Here is a 13494-nt window from a genome sequence, read left to right as displayed (position 1 = left end):
TGTATGATTATCTTCCAATAGCTGACAATAATACGTCAATAGCAAAAAGCAACTGAGATTGTAACTATTCAGCGAATGCTAAGAAATTAACCATTTCCGGCATCTGTAACTGTTATAACTGCACATAAACCACTGTTGTTTCATCAATGAAAATTCACAGCACACCCACCTGCTGAAGGAGTTGTCGTGCTGTCGTCACCAGGTCTGCAGTTCCATCCTGGGTGCGTGACTCTACATAAAATCGTACTTTGGGCTCGGTACCGGATGGACGAATCATAAGCCAGGAACCATCCTCCAGGATCATTTTCCGCCCATCAATCGTAATGACATTTACAATTTTTTTCTCTTCGTTGCCAATCTTTAAATAGCTGCCAGCAGTATACTGATCAAGCGCATTAAGCTTCTTTTGAAGAGCATCACCCTTTACGGCAACCTCAATACCATCCCTGTCTGGATAATAAGCACCATACTCTTCTTCAATATCATGCTGATACTCACCAATTTTTTTCCCAGTGCTTAATACCATATCAAGCGCAAGCAACAAACCGATATATGCGTCCTTTTCAGGGGTGTGTCCAATAATTGAGATACCATCGGATTCTTCGAAGAAGACAAGCGCCTTCCCTATTACTGGTTTAAATTCCTTAAATCCTACGCGCGGTTCAAAAACATCTTCACCAAAAGCCTCTGCAAGCCTGTTGGCCATATTAGAGGTCGCAACCGTTTTGGCCACCTGCCCCCTTTTCTTTTTATGTACATAAAGATAATGATAAGCCATTGCCCCGAACTGATTCATACTGATCTCATTGGATCCATCTGTAAATCGTATTCTGTCACCGTCCGGGTCAATAATTGCACCGAGTTTTAATGGTTCATTTCGTGCTGCCAATACAGCGGACACATTCTGCATATTTACAGATGAAGGTTCTGGCGCTATTCCTCCAAAAGTAACATCCGGTTTATCCCGTAAGGTAATTACCCTGTCACCTGCTTCTGAAGGAAGCAATTCACGCATATGTAATCGTGACGCACCATGAACGCTGTCAATTGCAACAACCACATCTGGTCGTGCTGCAAAGCTTTCCATGATCTTTTTCAGATCAAGCCCATGTACCGCTCTGTTTTTTTGAACAAGATTTTTCCACTCGGCAAGGGAATCTATTTTTTCAACAGCTGTAAAGATCAAGGGGTCGATTTTATCAATGTCGGTAGCATCAAAAACATACTCTGCCGACATTTTTTCTCTCGCCAGTTGTGTAATAGTCTCGGTAATCTCGGCGGCTGCAGGGCCTCCATCGGCGGCATTAAATTTATAACCACCATATTCAAGCGGATTATGAGACGGGGTCAGGTTGACAGAGAAAGCACATCGTTTCTCTAACACTACTGCAGAGAGAACCCCTGTTGTAGATTCACCTGCAAAATAAACCTTAAAACCAGCTTCACTCAGTACCTTTGCAACAACAGTTGCAAGCAGACCACCGGCAAAACGATTATCATGCCCGACAACACAACCTCGTTCTTTTGCATCAGCAAAACTATCGACACCCAGATAAGGCAGTAGATCTTTAGCTTCCTGTGTAGCTTCGTACATGTCAACAATCGCCTCTGTTACACATGCCACCGAACCGGCAAAAACATCTTTACCGAGTTGCCCGCGCCAGCCGGAAGTACCGAACTTAATTGGTTCTGTCGGTTTTGACCGATTATTGCATATTTCATCAAGAACCAGTTCGTATGCCCTATCAATCTCAGTTTGCCAATACGCATCACCAGAGTCTTCCCGTAGACGTACAAATTCTTTTATTAGGGGAAAATAGTCTGATTCCGCATGATTCCCATTAACCACATATTTAGCAAATAACTTCTCTGATTCGTGCTTATTTGACATAATCTGTTCTCCAGTTTGATGCACAATGTGCTAACATATATAAACCGGCAATCCAGTATTTATATTGAAATGACTTATTATTTACTTATGTTAATTTCCGGTGTAAGTACAGATTTTTTTCCTCAACAGAACCAACCATCTTGACATATATCAATACGATTTGTACTATTTTACAAAATTATTGATGATTGGCCAATTTTTCCGGTACGAATTCAAGAAGTACTGGTAATCAAAACACATTTACTCACCACCCAAGGTTGTATTACTGTACATTTTCATGTACAGCAACCCAATTGTTCAGGAGAAATATAGGAATGAGCAGTCAACATGCACAAGAATTCATACTTTGGTTTGACGATATCTCCATTGATGACGTCCACCTGGTTGGCGGCAAAAACGCCTCGTTAGGTGAGATGTACCAACACCTAACTGCTAAAGGTGTCAATATCCCGCACGGATTTGCCATTACAGCCTACGCATATAAATACCTCATTGAATCAACCGGAATTGACAAAAAGGTACTGGAAATTTTATCAGACCTCGATACCCATGATTTAAGAAATCTGCAGGAACGTGGTCGCAAAGTCCGAAAAATTATCCGTAACGCTGAATTTCCTGAAGATCTCCGCGACGCTATCCTTAAATCATACAAACAAATGGAAGACGAGTATGGAGAGTATGTAGATGTTGCGGTCAGATCATCTGCGACAGCTGAAGACCTTCCAGATGCTTCTTTTGCCGGCCAGCAGGACACCTATCTCAATGTGCGCGGCCCTGAAGCTGTTCTCGATTACTGCAGTCAGTGTTTTGCCAGCCTTTTTACAGATCGTGCTATCTCTTACCGCCACGACAAAGGCTTCAGCCAGTTCGATGTTTACCTCTCTATAGTTGTACAGAAAATGGTTCGCTCTGATGCTGCATGTGCAGGTGTTTTGTTCACTCTTGATACTGAATCAGGCTTTGAAGATGCAATCTACATTACCGGTTCATGGGGGCTTGGAGAAAATGTTGTTCAGGGAGCAGTGACACCTGACGAGTTTTATGTCTTCAAGCCCACCTTAAGAGAAGGTAAGCGCCCTATTGTTTCAAGGCGAATCGGCAGCAAAGATATCAAGATGATTTATAGCCATGCTGAAGAAGGAGAGGAGACAGTCAAAAATATCCCAACCTCTGAAGCGGAACGCGGAAAATATATCCTTAATGACGATGATATACTTACGCTTGCTGAGTGGGCACTTCATATAGAAGACCATTACGGCCGCAACATGGATATCGAGTGGGCCAAGGATGGTGATGGTGAAAACGTTGGTACTGGTAAACTATTTATTGTGCAGGCCCGACCTGAGACAGTTCATTCCCAGACATCACGAAATATTACCGAAACCTATATTCTTAAAGAGCACAGTAAAATCCTTGCATCCGGCCAGGCCGTTGGTGCCAAGATAGGTAAGGGCACAGCCCGTGTAATAAAAACAGTTGCAGGTATACATGATTTTCAGGCAGGAGAAGTGCTTGTCACTGACATGACCGACCCTGATTGGGAACCGGTAATGAAAAAAGCCAGTGGAATCGTCACCAACCGCGGTGGGCGAACATGCCATGCTGCTATTATCTCTAGAGAGCTCGGAATCCCCTGCCTGATAGGCACTACAAGCGGAACAGAATCTGTTAACACCGGAGATAAGATTACCGTATCCTGTGCTGAAGGTGAAACCGGACATATGTTTGAAGGGCTTCTGGATTTTTCTATCAACACCACGAACCTTGATTCCATCCCTGAGACCAGAACTAAAATTATGCTCAACGTCGGAATTCCTGAAAAAGCATTTTTCGAATGTCAGGTTCCAAATGACGGTGTAGGTCTGGCGCGTGAGGAATTTATCATCAATGCCCATATCGGTATCCATCCGCTTGCGCTCTATAATTTCGAAGAACTCATTGAGAAAGCAGCGTCTGGTGATGAAGAAGCCGGCGAAGTCGTTCAGCAGATAGAGGAAAAAACTACCGCATATCCACATGACAAACGTCAGTTTTTCATTGATAAAATTGCTGAAGGCGTGGGCCGTATTGCAGCTGGTTTTTACCCGCGCGACGTTATTGTCCGACTCTCTGACTTCAAATCCAATGAATATGCAAACCTTATTGGTGGTAAGTTCTACGAACCAGTTGAATCCAACCCGATGATAGGCTGGCGTGGTGCATCACGATATTACGATGAGAAATATATCGACGCATTCGAGCTTGAATGTAAAGGATTGCTCAAAGCCAGAAACGAAATGGGACTGACCAACATTAAGCTGATGGTCCCGTTCTGCCGCACACCTGAAGAAGGCAAAAGAGTAATCGAGACACTCAAGAAGTTTGGTCTCGTTCAGGGCGAAAACGGGTTGGAAGTCTATGTAATGTGCGAAATCCCGTCAAACGTTATCTCAGCAGATGCTTTTGCTGACATTTTCGATGGATTTTCAATCGGCTCAAATGATCTTACCCAGCTAACTCTCGGCCTTGATCGTGATTCTGACCTTGTTGCCCATATTTTTGATGAAAGAAATGAAGCAATTAAGACTCTTGTTAAAATGGTGATTGATGTCGCCAAAAGACGTGGCAAGAAAATCGGTATTTGTGGACAGGCTCCTTCAGACTATCCTGAATTCGCCCTGTTTCTTGTTGATTGCGGTATTGACTCGATGAGTCTTATCCCTGACACTGCGGTAAAAACCAAATTACTGGTTTGTGAACGGGAGAAAGAATTGGGTTTGCTTAAAGAATAATTAATGCCATTTCATATCCTGCCGTGCGGCTTCCCTTGGAATTCCGTACAGCAGGATACATATATTTATGCGCCGTTCTCTTTACTAAGTTCCCGAGCTTCTTCGATTACCATCACCGGTATGTTGTCACGAATTTCATACAATAACATGCACGCCTCGCATGCCAGTCCTTCTTCAGCTTCTTTATACTTCACAGGCCCTTTGCATTTAGGGCAGGCTAGAATAGCAAGCAGATCCTTATCTATCACACCATACCTCCTTTCTAATTATATTTATTGAAAATAATCGGTGTATCATTTGAACATGATAGTATCTTTACTATTGCCGATCAAGACTATCATCTATGATTCAATCAAGCCCGCAAAGGATACAAGCTATAAATCAATTAGCAATTGAAATTCATTCATAACTGAATTAGAACTTCGCCGACACAATACCTGTTTTAGGCAATTTCAGACTCGTAAATACGGTCTAAACCCCATTATACAGCACGTTACCTTCAGGACTTTATTATGAGTAGCATCAGCCAACCGTTCAAATCTGAATGCTGTATCAAGGTCGTCTCTGCAGGCATTATCACCAAGATTGATGATTCTCATGCTATGCAACATGCGCAAAAAGTTGCAAATTGGCTTACATCACAAGACATATCTGTCAGTATTAATTCCATTACGCCGGACATGGATCTCCTTATCGTGTTGGGTGGAGATGGAACCCTGCTGCACATTGCCGAACAGGCTGCCCGGTATTCAATCCCTGTCACCGGCATAAACCTTGGTAACCTTGGTTTTCTTACTGAATTTTCAGAAGATGAGACTGTTGCAGCCCTGGAAGGAATCATCCAGGGAAAGATGGTCATGGAAAACCGACTTATGCTAAAAACGCGTGTAATCAGAAAAAACGATCATGCCACGCCCTACCGCTTTGCATTAAATGACATCGTTATAAACAAGAACACGCTTGACCGGCTACTCCATCTTGCTACCAGAGTGGGTGAAGATTACATCACCACCTATAAAGCAGACGGCCTGATTTTCTCATCACCAACCGGATCAACCGCCTATAACTTATCTGCAGGTGGCCCTCTGGTCTATCCTGGCCTGAACACTATCCTGGTCACACCTATCTGCCCGTTCATGCTCAGCAGCAGACCAATACTTCTTCCGGCGTCAGACACTATTACCGCAGAATTTGAAAGCGCTGGTAATGTTGAATGCGCTCAGGTTATTGTGGATGGTCAATCCTGCTGGGAAATGCAGGACGGTGACAGACTTGAGGTTGAACCAGCTGAGCACTCACTTATGCTGATTGTCTCTTCAACACGGAATTATTTTACTATCCTGAGAAATAAGCTGCATTGGGGCAATCAGGATAGTAATTCGTAACAGCAGTATAGCCAGCTAAAAACCGACTTATCGCTTTTTCTTGATACGATATTTTTTCATTTTATACTGAAGCAAGCTCTTTGTTATTCCTAACTTTTCAGCTGCTCTTGCCTGAACATACGCGGTCTCTTCAAGTGCCTGCAACAGCATTTTTTCTTCAACTGCATACAGCACATCATTGAGGCCTACAGAGTCAGGTAACAGCTGTTTCAAGTCAAGATTCTGGCTCCAGGAATTTTCTTCAACCGGTCGCAGTGAATCAGGCTGTACATCATCAGCTTCAATAGTGTTCTCATTGCAGAGAATAGCTGCCCTCTCAATGGTGTTCTCAAGTTCGCGAATATTACCTTCCCATGGAAGATTCATCAGCAACCGCATTGCATCCTGAGATATCGTAAGATCCGGTTTTGCGAGCTGTTCACTGAACTTATTAATGAAATAATCTACCAGCAGCGGCATATCATCCATTCGCTCACGCAAGGCTGGCAGGGACACATGAATGACATTCAATCGATAAAACAAATCTTCCCTGAAACGCCCCTGGGCTACTTCTTCTTTAAGGTCCCTGTTTGAGGCACTGATGATGCGCACATCGACATCAAATGTCTTGCTACCTCCAACCCGTTCAAAATTCTTTTCCTGAAGCACCCTCAGTAACTTAGATTGTAGAGCAAGAGGAATCTCACCTATTTCATCAAGAAATATCGTTCCTTTATCAGAGAGCTCAAACCTACCTTTGCGCATAGCGACTGCACCGGTAAACGCACCTTTCTCATGACCAAACAACTCACTTTCCAATAGGTTTTCTGAGAGCGCAGCACAGTTTACGGTTATAAATGCCTGGTTCTGCCGCGGACTATTGTGGTGAATAGCCTTGGCGACGAGTTCTTTGCCTGTTCCGCTTTCTCCTGAAATCAATACCGAGGCCGGAGTCGGTGCAACCTTTTCAATAAGCTCGTAGACCTGCTTCATCCGCGGATTCTTACCGACCATTCCGCTAAAGCCGCTTTTCCCTTTTATCTCTCTTCGCAAGCGGGTATTTTCTAAAACCAGCGAATACAGCCTGACCGCTTTTTCAATATTTACCAGTAATTCGTCGTTGGAGAATGGTTTGGAAAGATAACTGAAGGCACCAGCCTGCATTGCCTTCACAGCCTTTTCAACCTCAGCGTAGGCCGTTATCATGATGACCGGCAAATCAGCGTTATGTTCTTTTATATGCTGCAACAGCTGCAACCCGTCTACCTGGGGCATCTGCATATCTGTGATAACAAGATCAAGGTCGAGTTGCTTGACCATGTCAAAGCCTTCGGCACCACCGGGAGCCGTAAATACCTCATACCCCTCATCCCGCAACAATTCGGAAAGCACTACCAAATAATTCGGTTCATCATCTACAATCAATATAGAATACATAATCGTTTAATCCTGAGCGATTTGTGGTTATCCTGAAAGTTCTCTACAGGCTTCAAGCTATCAGCATATCCTTCAATTGCTGAAGAACTTCAAGTGGTACATAAACATTTTTCCCGCCAGCAAGCATAGTTCCCGGACGAATGTCACCATGATAGTCGCTCCCGCCTGTTACAGCAAGACCATAACGGTCCGCAAGCTTCCTTAATTGTTTTTGATTTTTCGATGAATGAATCGGATAAAAAACCTCAAGCCCACCTAGTCCCGCAGGAACCAATTCATCCAGCAATTCAGGAAGAACCGATAATGACCGATCTATAAGTACCGGATGTGCAAGTACCGCAATTCCGCCTGCATTCTGTATCAGTGAGATAGCATCGTCTGTTCGTAACAATTTTCTCGGAGAATAGGCCACTTCACCTTTTTTCAGAAACCGTGAAAAAGCATCATTGATTGACCTCACCACACCTTTATCTATCAACACCTGAGCAATATGCGGACGCCCAACCTGACCAACCTTAGATCTTTGCTGAACCTCAGAAAGAGTGATATCAATACCGAGCGCCTGGAGTTTTTCTATGATACGAAGATTTCGTTCATCCCTTGCCTTTTGAATACTCTCTATGCTTGTTAAAAAATTCTGTTCCAAATGATTGAAAAGATATCCAAGCAAATGAATATGTCGATCGTTATGTGTGGTACTGAGTTCAATACCGGTTATTACCTCAATTCCTTCCTGACGCCCAGCCTCCAACGCTTCTTCAATACCTTCGGTTGTATCGTGGTCTGTTATAGATATTGCCTGCAGGCCTTTACGTTTTGCAAGTGAAACTATTTCTGAAGGTCGTAATGTCCCATCGGAAAAAGTTGAATGTATATGTAAATCTAATGACATTGTATTATTTATTATTCTCTGAAATTTTGTTAGGCTGCGTTTCTCGGACCTTATGCACTGACCGATTTCCGGGCAATTCTTTGTTTATATTGACCAGAATAGAATATGCATTACAAACCAGCCTTTCTGACAAACAATTTTCCTTATACTTTTCCGTCTGTTGTCCGATACAATATGTAGTCACTGAACACTCAGGGTAACACCCTTCATGCTTGAACGTTTTGTCCTTTTGCGGATGTATTGATTTTACAACACATATATTTTGACTCATTAAAAACACAAAAGAAACATCCAGGAGCGCTTGATGCTTAAAAAAGCATTCTATATATTTACCCTTCTTCTGCTAACAGGCTGTTCAAGAATACCAGAACCTATTTCATATCCGTATACTCAGCAACCCAAAATGCAGGCGGTCCATCACTGGAATGTTCTTGCAAACGATGTTGCCAATCGCATCAACAACGAACTCATTATTAATGACTACATGGAAACACCTGTGTATGTCAAAACTACATGCGGAGACGAAGACTCTCCATGCGAGCCATATGAGACCAGCTCATTCAATGAAGCCTTTAGAGATCTGTTGCTCACTGAACTGGTCAGTTTCGGCGTTCCTGTGCAACAACAGGTTACTGATGATTCAATTATTGTTCACTACAAAGTTCAGATTGTTTATCATAAGGCCATACGGATACGTACAATTAAACCCGGCCTTATTACTGCAATTGCTACAGGTGTAATGGTGTTTCGCGATGCTCCTCATCAATTCAGGACCATTGCCACAGCAGGACTCATAGATTTCATGAACCAGACAGCTGTAATGGAAAGTTCCCATGAGGTGGTTATCTCTACCTCAATGATTAGTCGAGACAAATATCTATTCAGATCCTCAGATATCTACTACATCAATGACCGGGATTTTATGCATTATTACGATTCAGACGACAAAACACTGGAAATTCCTTTAATCAGCCCGGGAACCAGCATTATTCCTACTGAAGAAAAGAACTCAGCCGGGGATTCCACGACAATGGGCCCTGAGAATACAAACATATAGCCTGAGTAGTTCCTACTTTTCCAGAACGTTTTCACTCTTAATTGATTTCAACCAATCAGACGGCCTCACATGCTATCAAGTAAACAGATGAAAATCAAAACACCTTATCATCATAGAATCAATCGATTTATATTGGTACTATTGGCTTTCGTATTCCTTTCAGGTTGCTCGAAGTTTAACTGTACCAGATTCGAAAAATATCTTGGTGATGAAACAGACCTCATAGCATTTTCCTATACAATTGCTGACGAACTAACCAAAGCTGCATTCCCCCCGCTTATTCCGCATGATCCGCAAAGGCCTCTTCTTGTAACAACATTTGTAGACAACCACGACCTCACAAAAACGTCTACTCTTGGCAGAATATTACAGGAACATATCCGCTCAAGGCTTGTTCAACTTGGGTATTCAGTTAAGGATATCAAAATGACAGGCAAGCTGCTCATTGAACACAAATCCGGAGAAACCATTCTTTCAAGAGATCTTCGTAAACTTGCTCCCCTGGCCAAAGGGCAGGCTATTCTTGTTGGAACAATCTCAATTTCAAACAGGACATTGTATGTTTCTGCACGATTTGTTAATCCTGCAGATAACTCCATAGTTTCATCAAATGATTACCGGATCTGTATGGACGACAATATTCTTGCAATGTTTGGTCTAATGCGTGAAACAGGTGGAGGAAACGAAATAGAGGAGCCTAAGCGCCCGATACTCAATTCTATTTTATATTGAGCTGTTTTTTCCCTGCAATACTTTCAACATACTACCATCATGGCCCTGGTTAATATCGATACCGCATTACGGGATGCTGTCAAAATCATGCACACACGTCCTGAAAATGGTGGCGTTGAACTGTTATCTTACAAACGGAATAGAACAGTTGCGCTCATTCGTTCTTCTGACTCCACCATAAGAATTCAGGAAAATGGATATGTGATTGAAGATATCGAAATTGCTATGAGTGAACTATCAAAAAAGCTCAAGACAATCATTAAACGTGAATTCCCAAGAAGCAGAAAAATTCGTTTTTTTAAATTCAGTTCCCCGGAAGAGCTAAACAGGATCCGTCAGAAAATTTAATCAACACAAAACAAATGTTAACGATTCAGTGCGCAGCGTGTAAGAAAAAATTATGGAAATACGATAAAATTGGCCACGGCCATGTTGTTCGTTGCCATAAAGACAGAATACAGCGAATGTACAATGCAGAGGTCATTAGCCATAAGATCCATTGTAGCTGTGGTAAAGAAATAGGAATAGACAAAGGTTGTCATTACAGAATGATAGCAAACGCCTTCACCCACACTGGAACCAAACGAAACAAATAACTGCAGGAGATTTTCTCACATGGCACATGACCATCTTGAACGTCGAGGAGCCTCTCGAGTTAAGCTTAAAGCAGTGGTAAATTTAGAGGTGAACGGAAGTACAATAATTTCAGACACAGACTTGAAAGACATCAGCCTTGATGGAATCGCCCTCTTTAACGCAAACGCGCCTATCCAGGTCAATACCATCTGTAATTTTGAGATTACTGTAACAGGCGCATCAAGTGTTTTAACAATCAGCGGTAAAGGAAGAATAATTCGTCAGGACAACCTGGAAACAGCAATTAAATTTACAGAACTTGAAATGGACAGTTACCTGCATCTAAAAAATATCATCGTATTAAATCGAACACCCGATGAGAGATGAAAACCCCGCAGAAGGTTTTTATGATTATTTAGCTACTGAGCTAAATATTTTATATAGTTAATGCAATCAATGTTTTTTCCACTTGCTTTCAGTTTTTAGAAACCCGCTCAAATCGCCAGAATTCCAGCTATCCTGAAATCCTCCGGATCAGGTTCCTTGACAGAATTAAGGGCTGTCTCCAATGGAGTATACACAATCGCATTATTAATCATCCCGACCATAACATCAAACGCCCCTTTCAGAAGCCCCTCAACTGCAGCCACCCCCAACCTGCTCGCCAGCACCCTGTCCAATGCCGATGGCGCGCCGCCACGCTGTAAATGCCCAAGAATCGTCACACGTATATCGTAATCGGGCAAGAGCGGTTTCACCATTTCCGCAACCTGATAAGCTCCTCCAAGATGCCCTCCCTCAGCTACTATAACAAGGCTGGTACTACGATCACTGCCTGTACCTCGTTTCAACGTTTGAATAAGATCTTCTATGGTGATATCACTCTCTGGAATAATTGTACTGATAGCTCCACCTGCAATTCCTGCATTGATGGCGATAGACCCTGAATCCCGCCCCATCACTTCAACAAAAAACAAACGTTCATGTGACGATGCCGTGTCACGGATTTTATCAATTGCCGAAGCTGCTGTATTACACGCAGTGTCAAAACCTATTGTGAAATCTGTTCCTGCAAGATCATTGTCTATTGTACCGGGGATACCAATCACAGGAATTCCGAACTCATTGTAAAGAACATGTGCACCGGTAAACGACCCGTCACCGCCAATCACAACTAGAGCATCTATTCCCATACTTTTAAGACTGTCATAGGCTTTCTGTCGGCCTTCCTTTTCTTTAAACTCCAAACAACGTGCGGATTTTAAGAACGTTCCACCGTAATGTAGTATGTTACATACTGACTGGGCGTTAAGAGTGATGAAGTTCCCGTGTATCAAACCGTCATACCCTTTTACTACCCCGAAAACTTTTCTATCATAGAAAACGGCGGTCCTGACAACGGCCCGTATCGCAGCATTCATTCCCGGTGCGTCCCCACCTGAAGTCATTACTGCTATGTTCTTTATCTCAGCAGACATTGCATTGGCCTCTATGTAATTTGATTGACCACATTTCCCCGTGGTATATCTCGACACATCAAAACTCTAAATAGATACAAAACTAAGATCAGTATATCCGGCAATCATCAGGCAGAGCTGGCATAGCACCCTTTTGGGAGCAGACAAACGCGGCAACGCGATTCGCGTGGTCATTTATTTCGTCAAGCGAATACCCCTTTAACAGACCAAGAATTGTTGCAGCAGTGAACGAGTCTCCAGCACCTATAGTATCAACAACCTCGGCTTGATATCCGGGATGATTTGAAACCTGTGCAGCAGACACCAGCAGACTCCCCTGTCCTCCACGAGTCAGGGCTGCCAGTTGCAAACCATATCGCTCAACCAGCATTTTCAATTTGGACTCGTCACTCCCTTTAAGATGCTCCATTTCTGCAATATGCAGAATCTCATCATCATTAAGTTTGAGTACGTCAGCAAGCTTGAGAGAATCCTTGATAATTTCCGAAGTGTAAAACTGTTGACGCAGGTTGAGGTCAAGCACCTTGAGCGTAGTTTGCTGTACGTTTTTCAAGTAGTCTGTAATCGCCACGCGGGAAATGTCTGATCGCTGAGCAAGGCTGCCAAAACAGATAGCATCGAGTCTACCAGCAAGATTTCGTGTTTTATCATGTATTTGTATTCTATCCCATGCAACATTGTCCGGAAAAGTATATGCTGCAACACCTTCCGAATCGACCTGAGCAAGCACGTACCCGGTAGTTGCTCCCGGCATAACAGTGATATGCTCAATTGATACTTTCCGCTGCCGAAGTTCTTCAAGAGCAGCTTTGCCACGATCATCGTCCCCGACAGTCGATATAGCATAGGCTTCAGCACCCAGAGCGCCTGCATGGAAAGCAAAATTAACAGGAGCTCCACCCAACTCTTCAGAACTTTCAAGCACATCCCAAAGAATTTCGCCTATTCCTGCAATGATTGGTATATCGTTTTTGCCACGTTTCATTGGTATTCTCCTGATTGGTACTGAAATTCAGTTCGCAAAGACTGATAGAGTCGTCTGAATCGCTCACTGTTCTCCTGGTATTTTTTCACAAACCCTGGATCTGGATCAAGGATTTCGTCAACTCCAGGTACGGGGCAAACCTCATTCACTCCATCATCGATGATAGCCAACTGAGCCAAACGGGCAGCACCAAAAGCAGGAACAGCCTCCTTCCCTTTATAAAAAGAAATCGGCATATTCAGCACAGATGTAATAATCTGAGCCCAAATTTTACTTTTTGCACCACCTTCACAAATTGAATGAGCCACACC

Annotated in this window: 13 protein-coding genes; 6 read left to right on the top strand and 7 right to left on the bottom strand. The window is 43.0% G+C overall.

Going from position 1 to position 13494, the window contains the following annotated elements; genetic code table 11:
• Positions 1-154: 154 nt before the first annotated feature.
• Positions 155-1891: a phosphohexomutase domain-containing protein gene (locus tag FCL46_RS09685; protein ID WP_136806275.1), complete on the bottom strand. Its 1737-nt coding sequence runs from the start codon at positions 1889-1891 to the stop codon at positions 155-157.
• 314 nt (positions 1892-2205) lie between these two features.
• On the opposite strand from FCL46_RS09685, the gene ppsA reads away from it, so the two are divergent.
• Entirely contained in the window at positions 2206-4662 is a 2457-nt protein-coding gene (gene ppsA / locus FCL46_RS09680; protein ID WP_136806274.1) for a phosphoenolpyruvate synthase, read from the top strand.
• Positions 4663-4727: 65 nt separating this feature from the next.
• Here ppsA and FCL46_RS09675 read toward each other — a convergent pair whose 3' ends face one another.
• Positions 4728-4910, bottom strand: coding sequence for a Trm112 family protein (locus FCL46_RS09675; protein ID WP_136806273.1), 183 nt, complete (start codon positions 4908-4910; stop codon positions 4728-4730).
• A gap of 264 nt (positions 4911-5174) precedes the next feature.
• Here FCL46_RS09675 and FCL46_RS09670 point away from each other — a divergent pair, with 264 nt between their 5' ends.
• Positions 5175-6047, top strand: coding sequence for an NAD(+)/NADH kinase (locus FCL46_RS09670; protein ID WP_136806272.1), 873 nt, complete (start codon positions 5175-5177; stop codon positions 6045-6047).
• A 27-nt stretch (positions 6048-6074) separates the two neighbouring features.
• Here FCL46_RS09670 and FCL46_RS09665 read toward each other — a convergent pair whose 3' ends face one another.
• Both FCL46_RS09665 and FCL46_RS09660 read right to left on the bottom strand, forming a co-directional pair.
• Positions 6075-7463: a sigma-54-dependent transcriptional regulator gene (locus FCL46_RS09665; RefSeq protein WP_136806271.1), complete on the bottom strand. Its 1389-nt coding sequence runs from the start codon at positions 7461-7463 to the stop codon at positions 6075-6077.
• Between the two features lie 52 nt (positions 7464-7515).
• Positions 7516-8355: a PHP domain-containing protein gene (locus FCL46_RS09660; RefSeq protein ID WP_136806270.1), complete on the bottom strand. Its 840-nt coding sequence runs from the start codon at positions 8353-8355 to the stop codon at positions 7516-7518.
• 304 nt (positions 8356-8659) lie between these two features.
• Here FCL46_RS09660 and FCL46_RS09655 point away from each other — a divergent pair, with 304 nt between their 5' ends.
• The 4 genes from FCL46_RS09655 (at position 8660) to FCL46_RS09640 (ending at position 11107) form a co-directional block, all read left to right on the top strand.
• Complete coding sequence (locus FCL46_RS09655; RefSeq protein WP_136806269.1) at positions 8660-9412, top strand: hypothetical protein; 753 nt, start codon at positions 8660-8662, stop codon at positions 9410-9412.
• Positions 9413-9499: 87 nt separating this feature from the next.
• The gene (locus tag FCL46_RS09650) at positions 9500-10144 is read left to right on the top strand and encodes a FlgO family outer membrane protein (RefSeq protein WP_136806268.1); all 645 of its coding nucleotides are present in this window, start codon (positions 9500-9502) and stop codon (positions 10142-10144) included.
• Positions 10145-10183: 39 nt separating this feature from the next.
• Positions 10184-10492: a hypothetical protein gene (locus FCL46_RS09645; RefSeq protein WP_136806267.1), complete on the top strand. Its 309-nt coding sequence runs from the start codon at positions 10184-10186 to the stop codon at positions 10490-10492.
• Between the two features lie 267 nt (positions 10493-10759).
• A complete protein-coding gene (locus tag FCL46_RS09640; protein ID WP_136806265.1) occupies positions 10760-11107 on the top strand; it encodes a PilZ domain-containing protein in 348 nt (115 codons plus the stop codon).
• Positions 11108-11214: 107 nt separating this feature from the next.
• On the opposite strand, the gene pfkA is transcribed toward FCL46_RS09640, so the two are convergent.
• From pfkA to FCL46_RS09625, 3 genes are all read right to left on the bottom strand, one after another.
• Positions 11215-12198, bottom strand: coding sequence for a 6-phosphofructokinase (pfkA, locus tag FCL46_RS09635; protein ID WP_136806264.1), 984 nt, complete (start codon positions 12196-12198; stop codon positions 11215-11217).
• Positions 12199-12286: 88 nt separating this feature from the next.
• Entirely contained in the window at positions 12287-13183 is an 897-nt protein-coding gene (locus tag FCL46_RS09630; protein ID WP_136806263.1) for a carbohydrate kinase family protein, read from the bottom strand.
• Complete coding sequence (locus FCL46_RS09625) at positions 13180-13491, bottom strand: hypothetical protein (RefSeq protein ID WP_136806262.1); 312 nt, start codon at positions 13489-13491, stop codon at positions 13180-13182. The genes FCL46_RS09630 and FCL46_RS09625 overlap by 4 nt, the downstream gene beginning before the upstream one ends.
• Positions 13492-13494 lie beyond the last annotated feature (3 nt).

Origin of the sequence: Desulfosediminicola flagellatus (assembly GCF_005116655.2) — a bacterium.
Lineage (GTDB): Bacteria > Desulfobacterota > Desulfobulbia > Desulfobulbales > Desulfocapsaceae > Desulfopila > Desulfopila flagellata.
Note: the sequence above shows the minus strand (reverse complement) of the source record. Positions and strands in the feature narration are given on the sequence as shown.